The following is a 23,470-nucleotide window of genomic DNA, read 5'->3' as shown; positions in this document are numbered from 1 at the left end:
GTCCGCGGGCATGAGAACGCTTTCCCGGCAAATGCGCCCGCCAAAACACGTGCGGAGCCATATCGGCTCACCTGTGGTCGCTGAGGACGGCCTTGGCGATATTCGTGACCTCCCTGTCCAGCGTCGCCTTCGAGGGGTGATTCCAGCTGCCGTAGCTCACATAGACCAGGAGATTTCCGCGGCGGACGAGGATGCTGCTTTCGCGGTGCTGTCCTCGCCGGAAGTTGTAATGGTCCAGTTTGGCCTCGTCGCCGAGTCGCGGCACACGTTCACTGCCGCTCTTCCATCGGTTGAAGATCGTGGTCGCGATCTGAGATCCGGTCTCGCCGGTCAAAGGGCTCGCGGTGATCACTTCGGCGTCCACGGTGAGCCTGGGCCGCCTACCGTCGTTCAGGCTCCAGTGGCAACCGCTGCCGAGAGCCGAGCCCGCCGGTGAGATGTCACGCCGCTCGATGCCGGGGACGAGCCGTCCCGCTTCGCCGACAGAACCGCATATCCCGCTGACCTTCCGTACCTCTCCCGGCGGGTTCGCCGGGGTGGGTGCGACGGGCGTGGGCGGAGAACCGAGTCCGGTCAGGACCTCACGCGCGACGGCCACCGCGTCGGCCTCGACCTCCTCGAGGGGACCAACCCGGGCTCGGTAGCGGTCGAGCAGGGACTCCACCTTCAGGTCGAATTGGAGGACGGCATTGCGCAGGCGTACGACGAGGACTGCTCTGCGCAGCTTGACCGACGGGCCGAACACACGGAAGATCTTCGCCTCGTCGCCGAACCCGCGCACCGGTACGCCCGTACCGAGCTTCTCCCATCCTCGCGGACGCGGAAATCCGTTGCGCGCCGCGTCGGTGGCCGACCTGGCCTGCGACGGTTCGTAGATCTGATGGTTGGCGGTGAGATCGCGGCTCAGGTTGTCATGCCGATCTCCGGCGCCCGCGTGCCAGAGGCAGTCGTAGCCGAGCGTCGGCTCGACCCGCAGCCGCCGCAGGGTCGCAGCCGAGACCTTGTCGCAGTAAAGGAGCGCGTCCCTGAACTCGCCGGGCCGCCACAGCTCGGTGGGCGATGCCGAGCCGGGTGTGGCGGTCGGCGTACCGCTGCCGCCGCCCGAGCATCCGGCCATCACCAGCACGATCGTGAGGGCCAGGCCCGCCGTCATTCGACGCACCCCGGACTCCCTTCGTCCGTAAGCCACCACCATGTCGTAACCGATCCACATATGACCAGTGAGTCGGCCAGGTACCGGAGCGCTGGGAGGCGCGGAAAAGGCCACGCACTCTGACCGTCTACCGCGTCGGAGGCGAGCGGGTCTCTGTGAAGGGTCTGTGAAGGAATGCGGAGGCATCGTCCACCTATTGATCATTAAGGTGGGTGCCCCCGTTGAGAGAGAGGCGCTCGTGGAAATCACCGCGGAGAACGTGGCCGAACTGGTGTCTCGGCTGCTCGGCGAAGGGCATGGGCTCGACGCACGCCAGGACGGCGCGGTCGTGCATCTGCCGGGGCACGGGCTTCGGGTGGCGGTGGACGTTCCGGATCCGCAGCCGAACGGCGTCAGCATCAGAGTGCCCATCGGCGTCGGGCACGGCTCGTGGGGTGACGTGTATGCCTGGGACCAGGCGGTGGGGATCGCCGGGGCCGACCGTCATCCGGTCACCGAGGCGGTTGACGGGTGGCTGCACAACGTGTTCTCGGTGTTCGCGGCGATGGCCGTCCCGCAGAGCGACCTCGCGCAGCGGGTTCACAAGGCTGAGATGAGCGACGGCACGCGTACGGCCGACGTCTTCTACGGGGCCTTGGCGATCCGTGATTTCGGCGGGCTGAGCGACGGGCTCAAGCGCGCCGCGGTGGACAGGCCGCCGACGATGGTCGTGGTCGAGGAGCTGTTCAACGGGTACGCGTTGCCGGACCGGCCAGTCTGGCTGTACACCTTCTGCGCCCGCATGCCCGGCGGCCCCATCACCGAGGTCACCCTGCTCAACGGCGACGCGAGCGACGGCTTCGCGCGCATCGCCGATCACCTGCCCTGGGAGGGGCACGGCTCGCTCAAGTCATGGGCCCTCATCGCACCTCGCTAGACGCTGCCGCGGTCAGCCCGATGTCCGGCGCAGGACGAGGCTCACGAAGCCGAAGGCCTTCCGATAGTCGCGCAACCACTCGGAGCGATGCGTGCTCGCAGCCGCGAGCGCCTCGGCACCGTGCGGCTCTCGGGAACGGTCCAGGGCCCACGAGGCCAGGGAGCCGGTCCAGGACCACTCGTAGTCGTCCAGCTCTTCTCGGGTGCTCACGTGCCCGTAGACGGGAGTCCACCCGTCCGCGACGACGCGATCGACGGTGGCCGGCAGATCCGCGAAGTCCCCCAGCATCTCGATGGCATCGGCACTGGGCGTGTCCTCCCAGTAGCCGTCGCCGACGAGCACGTGCCCGCCGGGAGCCAGGTGCGTCTCCGCCGCCGCGAGGGTGGGCAGCAGGCCGCCGAAGGCGTGCGCGGCGCCGACACTGAGCACGACGTCGAAGGGCCGCGTCGAGCTGAACTCGGCCGCGTCATGGTGATGCAGGACGAGCCGGTCCCGCACTCCGCGGGCGGCCGCGGCCTCCCCGGCCGTCGCGAGGGCTCTCTCCGAGACGTCGACCCCCTCGGCCGTCACCCCCGGATGGGCGGCCAGCGCTCGTAGCAGCCATGCCCCGCCACCGCAGCCAAGGTCGAGTACACGTTCGTCGCCTCGCCGGATCGCCCGATCGAGCAGCCGTCGCACCGACTCGTCGGTGAGCGGCGCCGCTATGGGGTGATCCGCGTGGGCGAGCATGGAGATCAGCTGTCGGTCCATCCGCGCAGCCTTGCAGGCCCCCATCACCGGGCGCACCTGCTTATTCTCGCCGCCCCAGGCGATCAGGCGGCCGGGGGACGGAGTGGGTCCCCGGCAGGTCACATGCCGATCGTCTGGGTCAGCCGCGCTTCTGTGCGTGGTGGTCGAGGGCCCGGGCCAGCAACTGCGTCAGCTGGCCGCGTTCATCGGCTGAGAGCGGTGCCAGCAGCGTCTCCTGGACGCCCTCCAGCTCCCTGTCGATCCAGTGCAGTTGGCGCACTCCCGCCTCGGTGATGGTGATGGTGTTGCGCCGGCGGTCGGCCGGGTCCTGGGCGCGTACGACGAGCTCCCGGTCGGCGAGCTCGTTGATCGCCTCCACGACGTAGCTGCGGTCGATCTCGCAGCGGCGGCCCAGCTCGGCCTGGCTGGACGGGCCGAATTCCTCGAGCGCGGCGAGCAGCGCGTAGTGGTAGCGGCGGGCCCAGGTGGCTTCGAAGGCCTCGCCCACCAGGCGGCCGGCGTGCGTGGCGAGGTGGGTGATGAGCCAGCTGGGAGTGGAGCGCAGCCGGGTCGGGGCGCGGCTGCCGGCCGAGGTGTCCATGGGGAGAGGCTACAAGAACTGTTGGCCAAGCCCACGATCTGGTGCTAGCGTTGGCCAGGCCAACGTTGGCTCAGTCAACGTTAGGTCGGCCAACATTGTTCGGCCGATGTATGTCCCCCACGCTGAATCGAGGGATCCATGAGTTCAGTCCTCAAGGCGCCGCCGGCCTCGCCGGTCTCGGTGTCCACGCCGGATCCGCGGCGCTGGTGGGCGCTGGTGGCGGTGGCCATCGGGCAGTTGATGATCGCGGCGGACGCCACGGTCATGAACATCGCGTTGCCGACCGTTCAGCGTGCCCTGTACCTGACCGATACCGAACGGCAGTGGGTGATCACCAGTTTCGCCCTCGGCTACGGCGGGCTGCTGCTGCTCGGCGGCAGGCTGTCCGACCAGATCGGCCGCAAACGGTGCCTGCTGATCGGGCTGACCGGTTTCGCGGCGGCCTCGGTGCTGGGCGGGTTGGCCCTCAACCCGGCCATGATCCTGACCTCCCGGGCGTTGCAGGGCGTGTTCGGAGCGCTGTTCACCCCTTCCGTCCTCGCTCTGATCGCCACGACCTTCACCACACCCGAAGATCGCGGGAAGGCGTTCGGGATCTACGGCACGGTCATGGGCAGCAGTTCGGGCGTCGGCCTGATCCTCGGTGGACTGCTCACCGACTTCGTCGGCTGGCGCTGGAGCCTGTTCGTGAGCGTGCCCATCGCGGCCGCCGCGGCATTCGGCATCGTCACCGCCGTACGCACCACGCCCCGCCGCGCCGGCGCTCGCGTGGACGTCATCGGTGCCGTGCTCGCCACGACCGGACTCATGGCACTGGTCTTCGGCTTCAGTACGGCGGAATCCGGTGGCTGGACCGCTCGGCCGACAATGATGGGCCTTGCGTCGGGGCTCGTTCTGCTGATCCTGTTCGTCTGGTTCGAGCACCGGACGGAGCAGCCGATGCTGCCGCTACGGGTCGTCCTCCACCGCCGGCGGGGCGGCGCCTATCTGGCCGTGCTGTGCATGGCGCTCGGCACCTTCGCGGGCGTCTTCTTCCTCACGTTCTACCTGCAGAACGTGCTCGGTTACCCGCCGCTCAAGGCCGGCGTCGCCTTCGTTCCCTACACCGTCGCCATCGTCCTCGGTGTGCGTCTCGCCCGCAGGTTCCTGATCACCACCCCGGTACGGCTCCTGCTCTGCCCCGGACTGATGACGACGGCCGCGGGACTCGTGCTGCTCGGCCTGCTGCGTCCCGACAGCGACTACGTCACCCACCTGCTGCCCGTCGTCATGCTGCTGGGGCTCGGCAACGCCTGGGTGCTGATCTCCGCCAACAACACGGCGACCCTCGACGCCGGACCGGACACCGGGGTCGCCGGGGCGACTGTCATGACCTCCATGCAGATCGGCTCCTCGCTGGGAATAGCACTACTCAGCGGCATCGCGGGGACGGCCGCCGCCGGCTTCCTCCGCGACCATGCGCAGACCGCGGATCTCGCCGCACGGGCCGCCGTACACGGCTACAACACCGCCAGTCTGGCCGCGGCCGGATTCCTCTGCCTGGCGGCGGTCGCCGTGTTCCTGATCATCGGCCCGAAGCGGTCCACCTCTTGATACGGCCCACCTCATAGGACCCACTTCATCCGCCAAACTCACAGCACGAAGGAGAAACATCATGCTCCTTGTTACCGGTGCCACCGGAAACGTCGGCCGCAATGTCGTCGCCCAGCTGCTCGACGCGGGCGAGAAGGTACGGGCCATCACCCGTGACCCCGGCGCCCGGACACTTCCGGGGGACGTCGAGGTCCTGGCCGGCGACCTCACCCGGCCCGAGACTCTGCCGGCGGCGCTGCGCGGCGTCGACAGGGCGTTTCTGTTCCCCCTCTTCGGCGCGCTCGGCGGGTTCTTCGACGTTGCTCGGCAGGCCGGGCTCGAGCACGTCGTCCTGCTGTCCTCGTCGGCCGTCACCCTCCCCTCACCCGGGTGGATCGGCGACCGGCATCTGGAATGCGAGAGCGCCGTCGCCGCGTCCGGGCTGTCCTGGACCTACGTACGCCCAGGGGCGTTCATGGCCAACGACCTCGCCTGGGCCGCCCAGATTGCCGCCGGCGGGGTCGTCCGCGGCGCCTACGGGCGAGCGTCCACGGCTCCGATCGACGAGCGCGACATCGCCGCGGTCGCCGTACGCTCCCTGCTCGCACCGCGGCCCGGCATGGCGTATGAGCTCACCGGGCCCGAGTCGCTGACCCAGATCGACCGCGTACGGATCATCGGGGAGACGATCGGCAGCCCGCTGCGGTTCGAAGAGGTCCCCGCGGAGCAGATCAGGCGGCAGCTGATCGAGCGCATCCCGCCGCAGGGCGCCGACTTCCTGCTCGCCCGGCTCGCCGAGGCACAGGACGGAGCGGCCGAGACGCTGCCGACCGTCGAGGAGGTCACTGGGCGTCCCGCGTTCGGCTATGCCGAATGGGTCGCGCACCGGGCCGCCGACTTCGACCCCGGGGCGCGCTGACGGCGCAGGCCGAGATGACGGCGCAGGTCACGTCGGGTCGCCCGACCGCCGGCCGGGTGATGGGTGTATTCGATGGCCCCCAGAAGGGCCACCGAATACACCCATGTCGTGTTGTGCCGGGAGGCATGCCGGCACGTCGCCGCTCAGGGCCGGGTCACGCGGGCTCCCGCGCGGGCCGCTGGGGCCCGCGGTAGGGGAGCGTCAGGCTGTAGACGATGTTGGTGTTCGTGCTGCCGAACCGGGCCAGCTCGTTCACTATCTCTTCGAGGTGCGGCATCGAGGCCGCGGCGACCTTCAGCGTGTAGCAGTCCTCGCCGGTGGTGCGCAGGCACTCCAGGATCTCGGTGCGCTCGTCGAGCAGCCGGTGCAGCGGCTGGTGCCGGCTGCCGGGGTACTTGAGGCGTACGACGGCGAGCACGGCGAAGCCGACCTTGGCCAGGTCGATGTCGGCCCGATAGCCGGCGATGACGCCCATCGTCTCGAGCCGTTTGACCCGCTCGGTGGTCGCCGAGGCGCTGAGGTTCACCCGCCGCCCCAGCTCGGTGAGCGGGACGCGCCCGTCGCGCTGAAGTTCCACCAGGATCGACCAGTCGGTCATATCAAGACTCTCGGCCATCCGGTCAATGTACCGGTAGATCCACGGCCGTTCGGCTCGTACGCCGGAAGGAATCTCTTCCAGCCGGGCTGATCTCCGGAATAGCCTGGACGAGTGCAACTAGGCGTGAACGTCCCGAATTTCGGGCCTGGAACCGACCCCAGTGTGCTGCGTGACTGGGCGCAGACGGTGGAGGGTCTCGGCTTCGACCTGCTGATGGTCTCGGACCACATCGTGGTGACCCCCGACGTCGCTGAGCAGTATCCGGCGCCGTTCTACGAGCCCTTCACCACGCTGTCGTGGCTGGCCGGCGTCACGGGCCGGGTCAGGCTCGGGACGACCGTGCTCATCGTGCCGTACCGCCACCCGCTGCTCGTCGCCCGCATGGCCGCCAACCTCGACCGGCTCAGCGGGGGGCGGCTGGTGCTCGGCGTCGGCGTCGGCTGGGCACGGCAGGAGTTCGAGGCGCTCGGCGTCCCGTTCGAGCGGCGCGGGAGGCTGACCGACGATCACCTCCAGGTGATGCTCACGGCCTGGCAGGACGAAGCGGACTACCGCAGCGGGCGGATACCGCTCTGGGTCGGCGGCAACAGCGACGCCGGTCTGCGCCGGGCCGTACGCCTCGGCGACGCATGGCATCCGCTGCGGTTCACGCTGCCCTGGTATCGCGAGGCGCTGCACCGGCTGAAGGCCATCGCGGACGAGCGGCGGCGGCCGACACCCGCACTGGCTCCGCGCATCGCCCTGCGGCTCACCGGGTCACCGGTGACCGGCTCTGAGCGGCTCGCGGGTGAGGGCACGATCGACCAGGTTCTCGACGACCTCGAACAACTGCGCCATCTCGGCGCCGACACCGTCGTGCTCGACCCCTTCAACGGCGATCCGCGTGAGACCTGCCACCCGCGGGCGGCCTGGCAGGCGCTCGCGACCGTGGCCGCCTCGTGGGATCTGCGCGCACACCACCCCCGAACGGAGCATCGATGACCCCCGACGACGAACGCTTTCTGCGCAGGGCGATCGACCTCGCCGCCGAGGCACGGGCGGGCGGGAACCCGCCGTTCGGATCGCTGCTGGTCGGCCCGGACGGCGACGTGCTCGCCGAAGAGCGCAACACGACCCTCACCGACAACGACATCAGCGCCCATCCCGAGCAGAAGCTGGCCAGATGGGCGGCCCGCGAACTCGACCCCGCCGCCGCGGCGACGACCACGATGTACACCAGTTGCCAGCCCTGCGGCATGTGCGCGGGCGCCATCGAGCGCTCCGGCCTCGGCCGTGTCGTGTTCGCGCTGTCCACCCAGCAGCTCACGACCCTCAAGCCGCCGACCGGCCCGCCGCCCGTACGACTGGACGGTCCCGCGCTGTTCGACGAGGCGCGCGTCCCGGTCGAGGGCTACTACCGCTGACCCGGCCGCCGCGTGCCGGTGGTCGGGCGGCAGCGGCATCTTGCCGAACTCTCGCCGCGCCGCTTCCGCGTCGCCGACCTCCCATGTCAGTCCGCTCGAACGAGCGGTTTTCGTCGGCGGCCGGGGATACGGTTCGGAAACTGAAGCCGGTGGACCTCTCGTCTCGGCGAGCCGGCCGCGCCGGAAATGACGACTGTGCGATCCACGGTGCGCGGAGGGGGTTCCAATGACAGGGATTCGAGTGCTGGTCGGCACGCGCAAGGGCGCGTTCATCCTGACGTCGGACGGCCGGCGAGACCGGTGGGACGTCAGCGGCCCGCATTTCGGCGGCTGGGAGATGTACCACCTCAAAGGCTCGCCGGTGAACCCGGACCGGCTCTACGCCTCGCAGTCGAACGGCTGGTTCGGGCAACTGATCCAGCGGTCCGAGAACGGCGGCAGGTCGTGGGAGCCGGTGGGCAACGAGTTCCGGTACGAGGGCGACGCCGGCACGCACCAGGGGTACGACGGTGCGCCACAGCCCTGGAGGTTCACCAGGGTCTGGCACCTCGAACCGTCGCCGGACGATCCTGACACGGTCTACGCCGGGGTCGAGGACGGCGCACTGTTCCGTTCGACCGACGGTGGGAAGGGGTGGCGGGAGCTTCCCGGCCTGCGCGGCCACGGCAGCGGGCCGTCATGGCAGCCGGGCGGCGGCGGGCTGTGCCTGCACACCATCATGCTGGAGCCGAGCCGGCCCGGCCGGATCATCGTGGCGATCTCGGCCGCCGGCGCGTTCCGGTCCGACGACGCCGGAGAGAGCTGGCGGCCGATCAATCGCGGGCTGCAGTCCGAGGGCATCCCGGATCCCGACGCCGAGATCGGCCACTGCGTGCACCACATCGAGGCGCACCCCTCGCGGCCGGACGTCCTGTTCATGCAGAAGCACTGGGACGTGATGCGCAGCGATGACGCCGGCGAGTCATGGCACGAGATCAGTGGTGACCTGCCGACCGACTTCGGGTTCCCCATCGCCGTACACGCGCACGAGCCCGACACCGTCTACGTGGTCCCCATCAAGAGCGACTCCGAGCATTTTCCACTCGACGGACGGCTGCGCGTCTACCGCAGCCGAACGGGCGGGAACGAGTGGGAGCCGCTCACCGAAGGTCTGCCGCAGCGTGACTGCTACGTCAACGTGCTGCGCGACGCCATGGCCGTCGATTCCTTCGACCCGTGTGGGATCTACTTCGGGACGACCGGCGGGCAGGTGTACGTGTCGGCCGACGCGGGGGATCGCTGGGCGCCCATCGTGCGAGATCTGCCCGCCGTGCTGTCGGTCGAAGTGCAGACGTTGCCGTGATCCGGGTGGTGCTCCCCGCGCATCTGCGCACGCTCGCGCGGGTCGACGGCGAGGTGCGGTTGCCGGTCGAGGGCCAGGTCACGCAGCGCCTGGTCCTCGACGCGCTCGAGAACCGCTACCCGATGCTGCGCGGGACGATCCGTGACCAGGTCACCGGGCGGCGCCGGGCGTTCGTGCGGTTCTTCGCGTGCGAGCGGGACCTGTCCCACGAGGAGCCCGACGCCCCACTGCCGCACGCGGTCGCGACTGGCACCGAGCCCTACCTGATCGTGGGAGCCATGGCCGGCGGTTAGAGGCCGTGATCCGTCGGTGCTCGGGTTTCCATTCCCTTAGGCTGCTGTCCGGTTTAGCAGGGCTGATGGGGGATTGGGTATGCGGCTGCCGGAGCACTTGGAGCTACTTCTCAGCGACGAGCCGATCCTCGACGTCTACTCCTTCGGCCCATGGCGGGTGCCCGACGGTCTGTTCGACGAGATCGCCGGACGGATCGACGCGCTCGCGAAGGATCCCCGCTGCGTCGAACTCACCACCAACGACCACAAGCTCATGACGCTTCCGGCCTCCCTCATCGCCGCCGAGGCGTACGTCATGATCGGCTTTCTGCCCGGCGTGGGCGCCATCTCGGGGGGCTCGCAGGCTCAGCTGTTCGACCGCCTGCTGGGCCGGCATCTCAGCAAGCCCGCTGCGCTGACGTCTCTGAACACCTGGTGGGTCACCTCGACCAACCTCTGGCGGCCGCCGATGGACTGGCTGATCGAGGTGCCGGACCGCGAGCTCGCGATCCGGCTGGCCCGCGAGTGCCTGGTCGCCCTGGAGGGCATCGAGCCGCTCGAACGACGCCGTCAGGCGCTCATCCGGCTGTACGACGATCCGCCGGACTGTGACGTGAGCCTGTCGAAGAGCGACCTCCGGGAGCACTGGGCCGCACATGCCGGCGAGGAGATACTGACGGAACTGCCCGAGCTGACCGGGCCGGTCGGCTATCTGGACTGGGTGTGCGCGGGCCTGCTGGCCGCGCGTGACCGCTTGGCGGAGGCCGCTCCCTCGGACGAGTCCGTGGCACTGCACATGAGCGGGTTGCTGCTGCAGGCCGGGCTCGTGCGCGTTCCGGTTCAGCTGCGCCCCGCTCTCGGCGATGACCTCTACGACGAGGTGTGCACGCGCATCGCGGTGGAGCGCTGGGGCTTCAAGGCCCGTACGTGGCAGGAGCAGATCCGGGGCAGGCTGACGCAGGCGCTGGTCGAGGGCGCGGCCGACGCCTGCCGGGGCTGGCTCGACATGGCGACCCGGTTCAGCGCCTGCGTACAGGGCCTGCCGGGCGAGCCGACCCGGACCAAGACCGACTGGGTGCCGATCGGGCAGTTCCAGATCGATCTGCGGCGGCTGTACGGGCTCCGCCGACGCATCGTCAACCCGCTCACCACGAAGCTCGTGCCGGCGAACCCGAACGGCCGTGGCGCGAACGGCCGGAGTGCGGGCGTCCAGAGTGCGGGCGTCCAGAGTGCGAAGGGCCGGAGCACGGCCGCCCAGACCGCGAAGGACCAGACTGCGCAGGACCGGACCGCGAACGGGCGGACCACGAACGATCGGACCGCGAACGGACGGAAGAAGACGCCCGCCGGCCGCACGAAGGGCTCCGCCGACTCCGACCTCGTCTCGGGCCTGGTGGGCCAGCCGGAGGTGACCGCCGCGCTCCAGGAGATCACCGGCGGTGGCGCGCCCGTACGGCTGCTGCTGGCGGGACCGGACGGCACCGGCAAACGCACCGCCGTACAGGAGCTGGCCAAGGCGATCAAGCTGCCCCAGCCCCCGTACTGGTCGACGCACAACCTTTTCGCGGGCAAGCCCCTCGCGGACGCCGCGGCCAAGCTGCACGCGGAGATCCGCGACTGCGCCGGGCAGCGGCTGCTGATCATCGACGGCCTGGACGAGATCGCCGCCGATCCCGGCAACGGCGGGGCCCTCGCCGCCGAACTGCACCGGCTCATGGCCGTGCACGGCGACCTGCACCTGGTCGCGCTCTGCGGCGCCACCGGAGAGCAGCGAATCCGCGAGGTCGACCCGGCCCTCCTGAACCGGTTCCGCGTCGCTCGTACGCGACCGTTCCCAGCCGAGGAGCATGCCGAACTGTTCCGCCGTGAGCTGGCGCTGCGCGGAGCCCGTGCGCACAAGCGCGCCCTCACCGCGGCCGGTGAGCTGCTCGCTGCGGCGCCGCCGGTGCAGAGCCTCCGCAACGCCCGCCTCGCGCCGCACCTGGCCGACCTGGTGGTCGAGGCGGTGCGCGGCCGTACGGAACCGGGCGCCGAACTCGTCGTCAAGCGCGCCGACGTGCCCCGCACCCTGGAGACCTCGGGCGCCGTGGAGGACCCGCTGGCCGAGCTGAACGCGCTCACCGGGCTCGACTCGATCAAGGAGGAGATCGATCTGCTCGTCGCCGTCACGCGCGCCGGACAACTGCGTGGTGCGGCGGGTCTCAAGGTCTCCGCTCCGACCCGGCACATGGTCTTCACCGGCGATCCCGGCACGGGCAAGACCATGGTGGCCCGCCTGCTGGCCCGGATCTACAAGAAACTCGGCGTGCTTTCCTCAGGCCACCTGGTCGAGGCGTCCCGCGCCCACCTCGTCGGTGAGTACATCGGCCAGACGGCGCCGCGGACCCGCCGGCTGGTGGAACGGGCGCTCGGTGGGGTGCTCTTCATCGACGAGGCCTACACGCTCAGCCAGTCGTCGTTCAAGAACGACTACGGACATGAGGCCATCGCCGAGCTGGTCAAGCTCATGGAGGACCACCGCGAGGACCTGATCGTGATCGTCGCCGGGTACGAGCAGGAGATGGCCGATTTCCTGACCGCCAACCCGGGCCTCGACTCGCGCTTCGCCAAGCAACTGCGCTTCCCGGGCTACATCGACGACGAGCTGATCGCGGTGTTCGAGCAGCTCGCCGCCGCCGACGGGTTCGGCCTCGCGCCCGGAGTGAGGGAGGCGCTGACCCGGCTGCTGCGCCGCGCGGAACGCGGGCCCTCGTTCGGAAACGGCCGCCTCATGCGCAACCTGCTCGACGCCGCCGTCGCCCGCCAGGCACAGCGCGTCACGACCGGCGCCCCTCCCTCGCGGGCCGAGCTCACCACTCTGCGCGCCGAGGATCTGCCGCCCGGCAGCGAGCCCTCCGCAGGGGGCTTCGGCTTCTACCTCTGATCGATACCGGCCGCTCCGAGCCCGACCTCTGTCCGCGCCCCGCGTGCTTCCATCCCTGGCCGGTGCTCTGCGTGGTTGTGGCAGGACCAGGTTCGCGGCGCGCGGACCACCTACCGTGATGGGGTGGATCAGAGTAACGAACTGGGCGATTACCTGCGCGCCCGGCGCGATCTCGTCCGACCTGAGGACGTCGGTCTCACCTCCAGCGGTCGCCGCCGGGTGCCGGGGCTGCGCCGCGAGGAGGTCGCGCTGCTGGCGGGCATCTCGTCCGAGTACTACCTGCGGCTGGAGCAGGGCCGTGACCACCATCCCTCCGCACAGGTGGTGGACGCCCTCGCCCGCGTGCTGACACCCGACGAGGACGCCGTCGCCCACCTGCATCGGCTGGCGCGGCCCGAGCCGCGCCGCGCTGCCCGGCGGCGCCGCGAACACGTCAGTGCCGGGATGAGACAACTGGTGATGTCCTACATCGGCACGCCCGCGTTCATCCTGGGGCGCTATCTGGACGTGCTGGTCGCCAACCCGCTCGCCATCGCGCTGTCCCCCTGTCACAGGGAGGGCGTCAACGCGTTGCGTGCGGCGTTCCTCGACCCTGAGCCGCGGGCTCTGTACGCCGACGACTGGGATCGAACCCTGTCCGACCTCGTTGCCGGCGTGCGCGCTCTGGCCGGCCCGGAGACGCGCGACCCGCACCTTGCCGAACTCGTCGGGGACCTGTCGGCGCGCAGCGAGGGGTTCCGCCGCCTGTGGACCCGCCATGACGTCAGACCCTGCACCAGCGGCGCCACCCTCCTGCACCACCCGCAGGTCGGTCCACTGCGGCTGAACTACGAGAAGCTCGCGGTCACCGGCGCCGACGGGCAGGTCCTGGTGATCTTCCACGCCGCACCGGGCAGCGACGCCGCCCGATCACTCGCCGTGCTGGCCGATCTCGCCCCCGCCGGTGAGACCGTACCCGGAGCCATCGAGCCGAGCGCTCCGCTGAGCTGATCTCTAGGTGGGGACGGCACACGTGCACGGAGCTTCAGGGCCTGGACGGTCACGACGGCGGGGCCGTCCAGGCCCGCTCGGCGGCGTGCTCCACGCCGCGTTCGGGTCAGGCCGGCTGGACGCCGGGGCGCCGGTCCTCCACCACGAAGCTCGCCCTGGTCGAGATCGGCGCACCGGGCCTGGTGACGTACGGGAGCACCCGGAAGTCGCTGCGCCAGCGTTCCCGGTTCACGTTCACCCGCACGTAGCCGCGCTGCGCGTTGTAGAACTTCATGTGCGGATTGGCCGCCAGGAAGGTCTGCCCGAGGGCGTCGATGTCCGCGCCGTCGGCGCCGCTCGTGATCGAGGTGCCGACGAACTCGCCGGCCACCGTCGGCGAGCCGGGGTCGTCGAAGTCCCGCTTCAGGTCGGCGGCGTAGTTCTGGTGCCGGTCGCCGGTGATCACGACGAGGTTGCGCACGTCGCGGTCCTGAGCACCGGCGAGGATCTTGTTTCGGTCGGCCACGTAGCCGTCCCACGGGTCGAGCCACACGTCCTTGCCGGCGCCCGGGTCCCAGTCGGTCTCGAGCATCGGCACCTGATTTCCCAGGACCTGCCAGCGGGCCCGGGAGGAGCTGAGGCCGTCGAGCAGCCACCGCCGCTGGTCGGGGCCGAGGATGGTGCGGTCGGTGTCGAAGCGCTCGGTGCAGGCGGTGGACCGGCCGGTCCCGTTGCCGTACGAACATGCCTGGATGTCGCGGGAGCCCCGCGTATCGATCATGACGAAGTCGGCGAGCCGCCCGTACGCCAGCCTGCGGTGCAGCCGGATGTGCGGGCCCGACGGCAGCTGGGCGCGCCGCAGCGGGAGGTTCTCGTAGAAGGCCTGGAACGCCGCCGCCTTGCGCTGCGCGAACGCGGCCGGGTCGGGGTTGGGGTTGCGGCCGGCGATGACCGTGTCATCGGCCCATTCGTTGACGACCTCGTGGTCATCGAGCGTGTGGATGAACGGGAAGCTCGCGTGCGCCTTCTGCAGCGGCGCCTCGGACTTGTAGAGGGAGTACTGCAGCCGGTAGCGGGCAAGATCGAAGGTCTCGGTGTGGAACTGCTCGGGTACGGTGACGCCGCGTTTGTTGGTGGTCAGCTCGTACTCGTAGAGGTAGTCGCCGAGGTGCACCACCAGATCGAGATCCTCGGCCGCCATGTGGTCGTACGCGGTGAAGTAGCCGTCCTGCCAGGCCTGGCAGGAGGCGAAGGCGAAGTCGAGCTCGCGGGGATTCGACCCGGCCGAGGGCATCGTCTTGCTCCGGCCGATCGGGGAGATCTCTCCGTTCGCGCGGAACCGGTAGAAGTACTCGTGGCCCGGCGCCAGCCCGTGGATCTCGGGGTGCACCGAGTGCCCGAGCTCAGGCGTGGCCACCGCCGCGCCGTGCCGGACGATGTGCCGGAAGCGCTCGTCCGTCGCCACCTCGTACTCCACCCGGACCCGCTTGGCCGGCATGCCGCCCTTGCCGTCGACCGCGAACGGGTCCGGCGCCAGCCGCGTCCACAGCACGAAACCGTCCGATGCCGGGTCGCCCGACGCCACCCCGAGCGTGAACGGATTCCCCTTCTTGACCGTGAACGCGCTGGCACTCTCGCCGCCCAGGACACCGGTGCCGAGCACGACCGCCGCGGCGCCCAGCCCGCCCATCCCAAGGATCTGGCGCCGCGACACCGCACCGACCTGTGAAGCCATTCGCCCTCCCGCCTCGACCAGAACAGCGGTAGCAAATCGCACATTCGGGGCGGGAGTCGATAACCTCCCGGTGAACATCACGGATCACAGAGTGAACATCACAGGTACGTAGGTTAAGTTATGGCCAATAATCACATCCGGTTGTTCTGATCACAGGCGTTTAACATGACCGTCCGACGTGACGGTCAAGACGGCCTCGGACCGTGACGGAAGACCGCGCCGCCGAGGGGGCGATCTCGGTCAGGCGGTGCCCCGGGGGAGGACGGTGGCGGCGCAGGGGGCGGCCCGCAGCACCTTGAACGCCGTCTCGCCGAGGAAAACGCGGTGGATCGGAGCGTCTTCGCTGCTCGCACAGATCAGCAGTTCGCCCTCGACCCAGGGCACGGCGGCCATGGCCTCGGCCACGTCGTCGCCCTCGCCGACCCGTGCCTGGATCTCCTCCGCCGCCAGGCCGCTCGACCGGCTCGCCAGCCGTATCGCCAGCGCCAGATCGTCGCGAAGGAGGTCCTGATCCTCACCCTCCGCCGCGAGGGTCATCAACCGGAGCGGCACGTCCAGCCGTACGGCCGCGGCCGCCGCACGCACCACCGCCTCGTCGCACTGCGGGCGGCGCACGTAGGCCACGGTGACCCGACCGGGCCGGTCCAGCGGCACATGACCGGCGGGAGTGAGCATCACCGCCTGCGTCGAGGCGTGCATCAGGTGATCGGCCGTGCCGCCAAGGTTGATCCGGCGATGGGCGCCGCCGCCGGGCGACCCGATCACGATGAGATCGGCTTCCACCTTGCTCGCGAGCACCGAGAGACCACGACCGGCTCCCCGACTCTCCTGGGTGACGAAGTCGGCCGGCAGGCCACTCAGCGCCGACGCGGCCTGCGCCAGTGTCGCCCGGGCCTCGAGGCCCGACCCCGCCCGTTCCGGCCCATGGACGGCGCCCACCGTCAGCAGTCCGCCCGTGACCTCGACGATCGTGCGCGCCTGCGCGAGCGCCTCACGTCCACCGGCGTCGCCCTTGTATCCGACGAGGACATGCTCTCCGATCACGTCGGGAGCATCCCCGGCTCGGCCATGGTCATGCGGACGTCCGTACCCGCGTCCGCGGGGGAACCGGCTCCTCACCGGAGACGTCTGACCGGGGTGTTGCGACGATCCTTCCTCCGCATCCTCCTCGCCGTCGGGACGTTCCTCCTCGCGGTCGCGGTGCTGCCCGGCCACGCGTACGCGTGCAGCTGCGGCGGTCCGCCCGGTGACCAGGACAACTTCACCAAGGCCGACGCGGTCTTCACCGGAAGGTTCGTCCGCCAGGATGATCCCGGCCGGATGTTCGCCAGCGATGCGCCGGTGACGCTCGTCTTCGACGTGAGCGCGGTCGAGAAGGGAGAGGTGGCGCGGAGGCAAGGCGTGATCACCCCGCCGGCGACGGGTGCCTGCGGACTCGCCGCCGGCGAGGGAGGGAACTATCTGGTCTTCGCCTACCGGGACGGAGACGTCCTCAGGACCGACATCTGCGCCGGCACCCGGCTCGCCGAACGGCCCCTCTCGGTTCCCTTCGCCCAGACCCGACCGCCCTCTCCGGGGTCCGCCGGGGTCGAGGACGGCCTGCCGATCGGCGTGATGACGGCGGTCGCGGGCGCAATGACCGCCATGGCGGTGATCTCCGTTCTCCTCGGGCACCGCAGCCGCCGCGCGTCCCGCTGACGTGCATGTACGTCACCTGCATGGCGACGTCGGTCTTCAAGCCCTGGAGCCGCACCGGTAGCGGGAGGGCGAAGCCTGCGGGGAGGCCGGTCCCGGACCCTTGACGGCGAGCACGGGGCTGCCGGCTTCGAAGTCCGGCAGCGGGGCGATCCGCCCGGGGCTCACAATGCGTTCCATGCCCGCCATGGACTCCAGCAGCGGCGACCGGGTGATGGTGTTCCGTGCCCACACGCCGATGCGGTTCTTCGGTACCACGAGGCGGACGTTGGGGCCGACCTGTTGCATCCGCTCGACGATCTTCCGGTGGCCCTCCTCGTACCGGCGAAAGGCGGCTCGGTGATCCCCCGCTGCGGCCGAGAGCTCCCCGGCGAGCCGGTAGGCGCCGGTCAGAGCCAGCATCGCCCCGGCCCCCGACACCGGTGAGGCGCAGTATGCGGCGTCACCCACGAGCGCCACGCGCCCGGACGACCAGGACGGCATCCGCACCTGGCTCAGCGCGTCGAAGTAGAAGTCGGGATCGGCGAGTGCGCCGGCGAGCAGCTCCGGCACCTGCCACGGCACGCCCGCGAAGGCCTCGCTCAGAAGGCGCTTCTGCTGCTCCATGTCCCGATGGTCGTAGGACAGCGGCTCGCGGCGGCGGAAGATGAAGTTCGCCTTCGCGCCGGCGTGGTTGCCCGACCGGTAGACCCCGGCCATCTTGCCCGGCTCGTTGTACGCCGTGACCCAGCGATCCTCGCCCAGCGCGGGGTCCGCGTTCGCGAACGCGAAATAGTGCCCCATGTACCGGATGAACTGCGATTCCGGGCCGAAGGTCAGGTGACGGACCGTGGAATGCACGCCGTCCGCGCCGATGACGAGGTCGAACCGGCGGCTGGGGCCGCGCTCGAAACAGACCATCACGCCGTCGTCGGCCTGCTCCAGTGTTCTGATGGAGTCACCGAGCACGTACTCGACGTCGTTCTTCGTCACGTCGTAGAGGATCGCCGCGAGGTCGCCGCGCATGATCTCGACCTCACCGCCGGCCTGCTTGCGCTGGATGGCCTGCATGTCTATGCGCGCCACGCTCCGGTCGGCCGCGTTCACGAACGACATGCCGATGACGTCGGCCGCAGCAGCCCGGATCCGCGGCATGATCCCCATCCGCTCGGCCACCTCGACCGCCTGCGCTCGCACGTCGACTCCGTTGCCGCCTTCGCGCAACCGGGGTGCGAGCTCGACCACGGTGGGCCGGAACCCGTACCTGGCCAGCCAGAACGCCAGGGCCGGCCCCGCGATGCTCGCTCCGGAGATCAGAATCCGCTCGTACATATGAATCCACCTTCCTGACCGTTGGTCAGTGACGACCTTAGGTCACCGACCCGTGGTCAGGCAACGGCTAGAATCGTCGGCGTGACGGACGACACCCGCGCCCGGATCCTGCGGGTCGCCCTCGACCTGTTCGCCGCCCGGGGCTATCACGCCACGTCGATACGGGAGATCGCGGAGAAACTGGATCTGACGAAGACCGCCGTGCTCTACCACTTCCCCAGCAAGAAGGACATCCTGGCCGCGCTGGCCGAGCCGATGCTGACGGACATGGAGACCGCGATCGCGACGGCCAACCGCATCGACGGCACCGATCCCGAGCGGAAGCGGTGGGCGGTCATCGAGGGACTCCTCGACGTGTGGCTGTCTCACCGGTACCTGCTCCGGATGCAGCTGCAGGACCTGGCGCTGGCCTCCGCCGGACCGGTCTACGAGCGCTTTCGTGATGCCGCGATGCTGGCCGAGCACCTGATCGCCGGCCCCGTCGCCGACCACACCGACCGGATTCGGGCCGTCCAGGCCTTCGGCATGCTCAGCGACCCGGTGGTCATCTTCGCCGACCTGCCCACCGAGATGCTCCGCCCCGCGGTGCTGGCCGGCGTGGAGCGACTCCTCGACGAGACGCCCCCGCCGCGCGCGGCCGGCCCAACGCGAGGGGCGGCCGTCCCGCGAACCCGGCGCCGCGGAAGGCCGGGGGCGATGGACCCGGACATGATCGAGACGGCCCGGCGGATGCACGCGAGCGGCGAGTCCGCCACGGACATCGCGCGTGCCCTCGGGGTCTCCCGCGCGACCGTGTACCGGCATTTGCCGCGCGACTAATATTGAGACTATATATGCGACGCTTTTTGAGACAGCGTTGTCGGTTGGCTACCAGGTGACGAGGAGCTCGGTGAAGCCGCCGGTCAGGTGGTTCGCCCGTGTGGTCAGTTCCTCGACCGGGACGGCCGGCCGGAGCTCGGGGAAGCGCTGGAACAGCGTGCCGAACACCGCGCACAGCTCCACCCTGGCGAGATTGGCCCCAAGGCAGTGGTGGATCGCGTAGCCGAAGCCGAGATGCGGGTTGCCGGAGCCGCGGTGAAGGTCGAACCGGTCGGGGTCGGAGTAGGCCCGGTGGTCCCGGTTGGCGGCGACCGTGACGAGCACGACCGCCTCGCCGGCCCTGATGGTGATGCCCGCGATGTCGACGTCCTCGCGGGCGTAGCGGAGCAGCCCGTGCTCGCTCGGCGCGGCCAGCCGAAGGACCTCCTCGACGGCGGCCGGGGCCAGGGCCGGGTCACGCTTCAGCGCCGCCAACTGCGAGGGGTTGTGCAAAAGGAGCAGCACGCCGTAGTCGATCTGGTTGACCGTGGTCTCGTGACCGGCGAAGAGCAGCCCCGCGGCGATCTTGCCGATCCGATCCTCGGGTAGGTCAGCGGCCGCGAGAACCGAGTACAGATCCGCACCGGGGTCGAGCCGCTTGGCCGCGACGATGGCGCCGGTGTACTCGCGCATCGCGGCCTCGGCGGAGGCGGAGCGCTCCGGGTCGGTGAGATCGGCCATGTCCTCGGCGATCGAGCGGAAATGATCGCGGTCCTCGTACGGCACGCCGAGCAGTTCACAGATCACCTGGACGGGGAGCGGGATCGACAGCCACGCGCGCAGGTCCACGGGCGGCACCTGCGCCTCCATGCGGTCGAGCAGATCGTCGACCAGCTGCTGGACCCGACCGGCCAGTGCCCGCATGCGGCGGGCGGACAGCGCGGGAGCCACCAGCCGCCGCATGCGGGCGTGCACCGCCTTCTCGGTGGCGTAGTCGCCTGACGGCCCGCCCAGCAAGGCCGAGTTCGACAGCCGCGCAGCGGTGCGAGGCGTGGGATGGGAGCGGCCGAAGCGCTGATCGGCGCAGATGCCCCTGACCTCGTCGTATCCGGTGACGAGCCAGGCCTCGTCACCGGTGGCGGTGCGGACCCTGGTCACGGGCTCCTCGGCCCGGAGCGCACTGAACGCCGACGAGACATCGAGCGGGTTGGCGCGCTCGAACGGTAAGCGGGGAAGAACGTCCATACCAGGGGATTTACCCGTTCGGGCGAACCCACCCACTCATGATCGGAGTGCCGGGTCCGGGCGGGCCATGGCACCGGTCGATGTCCGCCGTCGCCCACATGGTGACGCCGACCATGGCGCGCGGCCTGTGCGCCGGGCGGCCCGCCGGCCCTATGGACGATCTCGCCGCTGAGGCGCCGGTGACGGCTGCGGGAGCCGGGTGGACGGCACCTCGCGGTGAGGCTGTGTCCTTCGAGACCCGCTCCCACTCGGGGTAGAACGCCCGGGCCGCCGGGTCGAGGAACACCAGGCGCACCAAGTTCAGCGGGCGCTGCCCCATCAGGGCGGTCCCCAGCGGATTGGCCGCCAGGCTGTCCAGGTGGCGGCCCAACACGAGGGCGGGCACGTGGTGCCACGCTTCCATCAGACGGAGCAGATTGGGGCGGACCCGTTCGGTGGCGTGGGCGGCGCGGCGGCGGCGCGGTCTGCCCCGGGCGAGGTCGCGCAGATGTTCCAGCGCATCGGGATCCAGCTTCAGCACCCGGCCCAGCGCCTCGATCACCGCCTCTGACGGATGCCGATCGCGGCCCTGCTACCTCCTCACGACGCAACCCGGGCAGCCGGCGGCGTCCGCCGTCGGGGCGGCCGAGCTCGTCCGGCCGTACGAGCTCTCGTCTCGCCCGCAGGTACTCACCGAGGGGTTGTCGCTCTGCATGCGACAGAGATTAGGTGCAACCGTCGACTGCAGCCTGGCCCTGTCACTTCTAGGGGCCCGGCCCACAGGAGCCGGAGGGCAATGGCAGGTCAAGGGCGCCGCGACGATCGTTGCAGGCATGACTTCGACTCAGGGACACGCCACCACCGGCCAGGCTCGTACCCAGACCCACAACCCGCCACCACAGGCATCCGAAGGCGACGCCCGTCACGGCATCGGTCCCCTCACCGGCCGCGTCGCGGTCGTCACCGGAGCCACCAGCGGTCGCCTACGCCGTGGCCGCCCCGCCGCATGTCAATATCGCGGAGCTGATCGTCGTGCCGACCTCGCAGGGCTGATAGGCCCCTGCCGTCGCGCGATCGGTCAGTCCTTCGGCCAGTACGGTCCTGCGCTCTGCGCGGCAGCGCTGATCACGGCCCGGGTACGGGACACCAGCTTCGGCGAGTCAAGAAGGGATGAAGAGCCAGGCGGCAGAGCGTTCTCCCGGCTCGTAGGGGGAGTTGAGGCGTTTGGCGAGGATGCCGGGAAGGCCCTGCCTGCGGGCGGCCTCCCGTACGGCGGCGCCTTCGCCCGCGTACCAGGGTGCGGTCTGCCAACGCGGGCCCGCCAGACCCAGCTCGTCGAGACGCCGGCGCCGCTTCTCGTACGGCTCGGCCAGCAGCGAGGACCCGTCGAGGTGCAACAGGTCGAAGATCATGTAGACCTCGTCGCCCTCCACCTGGGCCAGCTCGCCGTCGAGCAGCGCCGGCCGGGCGCCCAGCGCCGCCCCGAGTCCGGTGCCGAGCCCGCTCGGGGGGCGCAGGTCGTCCCCGGCGCCGTCGGTGAGAGCGGACTGGCCGCCCGAGACGTACGCCAGCGCCCGCCGTCCGCCCCACGCGAACTCGAACCCGTACGCCTCCTGGTCACGCGGGAGCCGGCGGCGCTCCTGGGGGAGCATGGCCCGCAGCCCGTCCGGAAGCGGCTCGACATCCGGGTCGGCGGGCGGGTCCATCCGGTGGATCATCCAGTTCTTGCCGTCGGTCCGGAACAGCACATAGCGGCCCGACACCCGCGAGCCCCGCAGCACCACCTTGACCTCACGGTCGGTCCACTTCTCCGTCTCGTACGTGCCCCGGTCCCAGATGAACATCCGGCCCCCGCCGTACTCGCCCTTCGGGATCTCGCCCTCGAACTGCGCGTACTCGATCGGGTGGTCCTCGGTGTGCACGGCCAGGTGGTTGGTCTTCGGATCCATCGGAATGCCCTTGGGCACCGCCCACGAGACCAGGACGCCGTCGCGCTCGAGCCGTAGGTCCCAGTGCAGCCGCCGGGCGTGGTGTTCCTGGATCACAAAGGTGTCGTCGGCGCCATGGGGGAGAGGGAATCGCTCCGGCACCGGCTCCGGCGTCCGAGCCGCGTCGCGCTTGCGCCGGTAGGTGGCGAGCTTGTCGTCTTTTCCCGCTTCTGCTGCTTCTGTTGCTTTTCCTGACTTTCCTGCGGCCACCCGGCGTTCATACCCTCGATCCGTCTCCTCCCACGTCCTCCTCTTGCGCGGCCCTGGTCATCCGATGGGTGCCGGGAGTCGATGGCGTAATGTGCAATGCCTGTGTCATTGACGCCATCAGGGCTGCCGCCCAGCATGGGGGGCATGCACCGACGCGTCGTGATCGTGATCTTCGACGGCTTCCAGCTGCTCGACCTGGCCGGCCCGGCCGACGTGTTCGCGACCGCGAGCATGCTCTCCGAGGGGCACGGCTACCGGCTGGAGGTGGCCGCCGTACGGGCGGGAGCCGTACAGGCACAGAACCGGGTCACGACCGTCGCGCAGACAGCGCTCGGTGAGATCACGGGGCCGATCGACACGCTACTGGTCGTCGGCGGGCTGTCGGCGGCGGAGCGACCGCTCGAACAGGAGCTGGTCGAGGAGGTCGCCAGGCTGGCCCCTTCCGCCCGCAGGGTCGCATCGGTCTGCACGGGGGCCTTCATCCTCGCCGAGGCCGGGCTGCTCGACGGCAGACGCGCGACCACGCACTGGCTGATGACCGACCGGCTCGGCGGCCGCTATCCGGACGTCACGGTGGACGCCGACCCCATCTACGTCAAGGACGGGCACGTCTGGACCTCGGCCGGGGTGAGCGCGGGGGTGGACCTCGCGCTCGCCCTCGTGGCCGAGGACCACGGCCACGCTCTCGCCCGAGCCGTCGCGTGCGGGCTCGTGGTGTATCTGCACCGGCCCGGCGGGCAGAGCCAGTTCAGCACTCAGATGAACGCCCTCACCCCGCGCAGTGAGCCGCTCCGGGAACTCCAGGCCTTCATCGACGCCCACCCCACCGAGGACCTGAGCGTGCCCGCCCTCGCGCGGCACGCCGGGATGAGCGAGCGCCATTTCTCCCGGGTCTTCACCGAGCAGACCGGCATGTCCCCAGGCCGCTACGTCGAGCGCAGCCGGGCCGACGCCGCCAGGCGGCTACTGGAGATCACCGGTCACCCGCTGGACAGGGTGGCGAGGGAGTCCGGCCTCGGCGTACCCGAGACCCTCTACCGCGTCTTCCGCCGGCACTGGCGGATCTCACCCGGCGACTACCGCCGCCGGTTCCAAGCGAAGGAGAGCTGATC

General features: G+C 70.3%; 22 protein-coding genes. 12 read left to right on the top strand and 10 right to left on the bottom strand.

Annotated elements, in window-relative coordinates:
- Window positions 1-67: 67 nt before the first annotated feature.
- Window positions 68-1,162, bottom strand: a complete 1,095-nt coding sequence (locus tag HKK72_RS03710; protein ID WP_187232802.1) for a hypothetical protein — start codon at window positions 1,160-1,162, stop codon at window positions 68-70.
- Between the two features lie 229 nt (window positions 1,163-1,391).
- On the opposite strand from HKK72_RS03710, the gene HKK72_RS03705 reads away from it, so the two are divergent.
- A complete protein-coding gene (locus HKK72_RS03705; protein ID WP_187232801.1) occupies window positions 1,392-2,069 on the top strand; it encodes a DUF6348 family protein in 678 nt (225 codons plus the stop codon).
- Between the two features lie 12 nt (window positions 2,070-2,081).
- Here the strand turns inward: HKK72_RS03705 and HKK72_RS03700 are convergent, their stop codons facing one another.
- Window positions 2,082-2,819, bottom strand: a complete 738-nt coding sequence (locus HKK72_RS03700) for an SAM-dependent methyltransferase (RefSeq protein WP_187232800.1) — start codon at window positions 2,817-2,819, stop codon at window positions 2,082-2,084.
- 118 nt (window positions 2,820-2,937) lie between these two features.
- Complete coding sequence (locus HKK72_RS03695; RefSeq protein ID WP_187232799.1) at window positions 2,938-3,399, bottom strand: MarR family winged helix-turn-helix transcriptional regulator; 462 nt, start codon at window positions 3,397-3,399, stop codon at window positions 2,938-2,940.
- A gap of 138 nt (window positions 3,400-3,537) precedes the next feature.
- Here HKK72_RS03695 and HKK72_RS03690 point away from each other — a divergent pair, with 138 nt between their 5' ends.
- Both HKK72_RS03690 and HKK72_RS03685 read left to right on the top strand, forming a co-directional pair.
- Window positions 3,538-4,992 (top strand): MFS transporter, encoded by a 1,455-nt coding sequence (locus HKK72_RS03690; RefSeq protein WP_187232798.1) that lies wholly within the window; start codon window positions 3,538-3,540, stop codon window positions 4,990-4,992.
- A gap of 61 nt (window positions 4,993-5,053) precedes the next feature.
- Window positions 5,054-5,890 carry an NAD(P)H-binding protein gene (locus tag HKK72_RS03685; RefSeq protein WP_187232797.1) on the top strand — a complete coding sequence of 279 codons (837 nt, stop codon included), beginning with the start codon at window positions 5,054-5,056 and terminating at the stop codon, window positions 5,888-5,890.
- Between the two features lie 154 nt (window positions 5,891-6,044).
- On the opposite strand, the gene HKK72_RS03680 is transcribed toward HKK72_RS03685, so the two are convergent.
- A complete protein-coding gene (locus HKK72_RS03680) occupies window positions 6,045-6,506 on the bottom strand; it encodes an Lrp/AsnC family transcriptional regulator (protein WP_187232796.1) in 462 nt (153 codons plus the stop codon).
- Window positions 6,507-6,611: 105 nt separating this feature from the next.
- Between HKK72_RS03680 and HKK72_RS03675 the strand changes: the two genes are divergently transcribed.
- The 6 genes from HKK72_RS03675 (at window position 6,612) to HKK72_RS03650 (ending at window position 13,418) form a co-directional block, all read left to right on the top strand.
- Entirely contained in the window at window positions 6,612-7,469 is an 858-nt protein-coding gene (locus tag HKK72_RS03675; protein WP_315987059.1) for an LLM class flavin-dependent oxidoreductase, read from the top strand.
- Window positions 7,466-7,891: a nucleoside deaminase gene (locus tag HKK72_RS03670; protein ID WP_187232794.1), complete on the top strand. Its 426-nt coding sequence runs from the start codon at window positions 7,466-7,468 to the stop codon at window positions 7,889-7,891. The genes HKK72_RS03675 and HKK72_RS03670 overlap by 4 nt, the downstream gene beginning before the upstream one ends.
- Before the next feature lie 226 nt (window positions 7,892-8,117).
- Window positions 8,118-9,233: a WD40/YVTN/BNR-like repeat-containing protein gene (locus HKK72_RS03665; RefSeq protein WP_187232793.1), complete on the top strand. Its 1,116-nt coding sequence runs from the start codon at window positions 8,118-8,120 to the stop codon at window positions 9,231-9,233.
- A gap of 5 nt (window positions 9,234-9,238) precedes the next feature.
- Window positions 9,239-9,526, top strand: a complete 288-nt coding sequence (locus tag HKK72_RS03660; RefSeq protein WP_315987058.1) for a MoaD/ThiS family protein — start codon at window positions 9,239-9,241, stop codon at window positions 9,524-9,526.
- Between the two features lie 79 nt (window positions 9,527-9,605).
- A complete protein-coding gene (locus HKK72_RS03655) occupies window positions 9,606-12,428 on the top strand; it encodes an AAA family ATPase (RefSeq protein WP_187232791.1) in 2,823 nt (940 codons plus the stop codon).
- A 123-nt stretch (window positions 12,429-12,551) separates the two neighbouring features.
- Window positions 12,552-13,418 (top strand): helix-turn-helix transcriptional regulator, encoded by an 867-nt coding sequence (locus HKK72_RS03650; protein ID WP_187232790.1) that lies wholly within the window; start codon window positions 12,552-12,554, stop codon window positions 13,416-13,418.
- 106 nt (window positions 13,419-13,524) lie between these two features.
- On the opposite strand, the gene HKK72_RS03645 is transcribed toward HKK72_RS03650, so the two are convergent.
- Together HKK72_RS03645 and HKK72_RS03640 are read right to left on the bottom strand one after the other, a co-directional pair.
- Window positions 13,525-15,132 (bottom strand): alkaline phosphatase D family protein, encoded by a 1,608-nt coding sequence (locus HKK72_RS03645; protein ID WP_187232789.1) that lies wholly within the window; start codon window positions 15,130-15,132, stop codon window positions 13,525-13,527.
- 240 nt (window positions 15,133-15,372) lie between these two features.
- On the bottom strand, window positions 15,373-16,176 hold the full coding sequence (locus tag HKK72_RS03640) for a universal stress protein (RefSeq protein ID WP_187232788.1): 804 nt from the start codon (window positions 16,174-16,176) through the stop codon (window positions 15,373-15,375).
- Between the two features lie 93 nt (window positions 16,177-16,269).
- Between HKK72_RS03640 and HKK72_RS03635 the strand changes: the two genes are divergently transcribed.
- Window positions 16,270-16,830, top strand: a complete 561-nt coding sequence (locus HKK72_RS03635; RefSeq protein ID WP_187232787.1) for a hypothetical protein — start codon at window positions 16,270-16,272, stop codon at window positions 16,828-16,830.
- Window positions 16,831-16,866: 36 nt separating this feature from the next.
- Here HKK72_RS03635 and HKK72_RS03630 read toward each other — a convergent pair whose 3' ends face one another.
- Window positions 16,867-18,138 (bottom strand): FAD-dependent monooxygenase, encoded by a 1,272-nt coding sequence (locus tag HKK72_RS03630; RefSeq protein ID WP_187232786.1) that lies wholly within the window; start codon window positions 18,136-18,138, stop codon window positions 16,867-16,869.
- 81 nt (window positions 18,139-18,219) lie between these two features.
- On the opposite strand from HKK72_RS03630, the gene HKK72_RS03625 reads away from it, so the two are divergent.
- Window positions 18,220-18,957, top strand: a complete 738-nt coding sequence (locus tag HKK72_RS03625; protein ID WP_187232785.1) for a TetR family transcriptional regulator — start codon at window positions 18,220-18,222, stop codon at window positions 18,955-18,957.
- 48 nt (window positions 18,958-19,005) lie between these two features.
- Here the strand turns inward: HKK72_RS03625 and HKK72_RS03620 are convergent, their stop codons facing one another.
- The 3 genes from HKK72_RS03620 to HKK72_RS41995 form a co-directional block, all read right to left on the bottom strand.
- Window positions 19,006-20,181: a cytochrome P450 gene (locus HKK72_RS03620; RefSeq protein ID WP_187232784.1), complete on the bottom strand. Its 1,176-nt coding sequence runs from the start codon at window positions 20,179-20,181 to the stop codon at window positions 19,006-19,008.
- A 10-nt stretch (window positions 20,182-20,191) separates the two neighbouring features.
- Window positions 20,192-20,722, bottom strand: coding sequence for a hypothetical protein (locus HKK72_RS03615; protein ID WP_222720287.1), 531 nt, complete (start codon window positions 20,720-20,722; stop codon window positions 20,192-20,194).
- Window positions 20,723-21,320: 598 nt separating this feature from the next.
- A complete protein-coding gene (locus tag HKK72_RS41995) occupies window positions 21,321-22,358 on the bottom strand; it encodes a DNA polymerase ligase N-terminal domain-containing protein (protein ID WP_187232783.1) in 1,038 nt (345 codons plus the stop codon).
- Between the two features lie 144 nt (window positions 22,359-22,502).
- Here HKK72_RS41995 and HKK72_RS03605 point away from each other — a divergent pair, with 144 nt between their 5' ends.
- Complete coding sequence (locus tag HKK72_RS03605) at window positions 22,503-23,468, top strand: GlxA family transcriptional regulator (RefSeq protein ID WP_187232782.1); 966 nt, start codon at window positions 22,503-22,505, stop codon at window positions 23,466-23,468.
- Window positions 23,469-23,470: the final 2 nt, after the last annotated feature.

It is taken from the genome of Actinomadura sp. HBU206391 (assembly GCF_014323665.1).
Lineage (GTDB): Bacteria > Actinomycetota > Actinomycetes > Streptosporangiales > Streptosporangiaceae > Actinomadura_C.
This window is presented reverse-complemented; position numbering and strand designations above follow the sequence as displayed.

Coding starts and splice junctions, on each gene's coding strand:
- HKK72_RS03685 (WP_187232797.1), top strand. CDS start 5,054: ATGCTCCTTGTTACCGGTGCCACCGGAAACGTCGGCCGCAATGTCGTC.
- HKK72_RS03630 (WP_187232786.1), bottom strand. CDS start 18,138: ATGTACGAGCGGATTCTGATCTCCGGAGCGAGCATCGCGGGGCCGGCC.
- HKK72_RS03670 (WP_187232794.1), top strand. CDS start 7,466: ATGACCCCCGACGACGAACGCTTTCTGCGCAGGGCGATCGACCTCGCC.
- HKK72_RS03680 (WP_187232796.1), bottom strand. CDS start 6,506: ATGGCCGAGAGTCTTGATATGACCGACTGGTCGATCCTGGTGGAACTT.
- HKK72_RS03645 (WP_187232789.1), bottom strand. CDS start 15,132: ATGGCTTCACAGGTCGGTGCGGTGTCGCGGCGCCAGATCCTTGGGATG.
- HKK72_RS03695 (WP_187232799.1), bottom strand. CDS start 3,399: ATGGACACCTCGGCCGGCAGCCGCGCCCCGACCCGGCTGCGCTCCACT.
- HKK72_RS03690 (WP_187232798.1), top strand. CDS start 3,538: ATGAGTTCAGTCCTCAAGGCGCCGCCGGCCTCGCCGGTCTCGGTGTCC.
- HKK72_RS03655 (WP_187232791.1), top strand. CDS start 9,606: ATGCGGCTGCCGGAGCACTTGGAGCTACTTCTCAGCGACGAGCCGATC.
- HKK72_RS03700 (WP_187232800.1), bottom strand. CDS start 2,819: ATGGACCGACAGCTGATCTCCATGCTCGCCCACGCGGATCACCCCATA.
- HKK72_RS03605 (WP_187232782.1), top strand. CDS start 22,503: ATGCACCGACGCGTCGTGATCGTGATCTTCGACGGCTTCCAGCTGCTC.
- HKK72_RS03665 (WP_187232793.1), top strand. CDS start 8,118: ATGACAGGGATTCGAGTGCTGGTCGGCACGCGCAAGGGCGCGTTCATC.
- HKK72_RS03620 (WP_187232784.1), bottom strand. CDS start 20,181: ATGGACGTTCTTCCCCGCTTACCGTTCGAGCGCGCCAACCCGCTCGAT.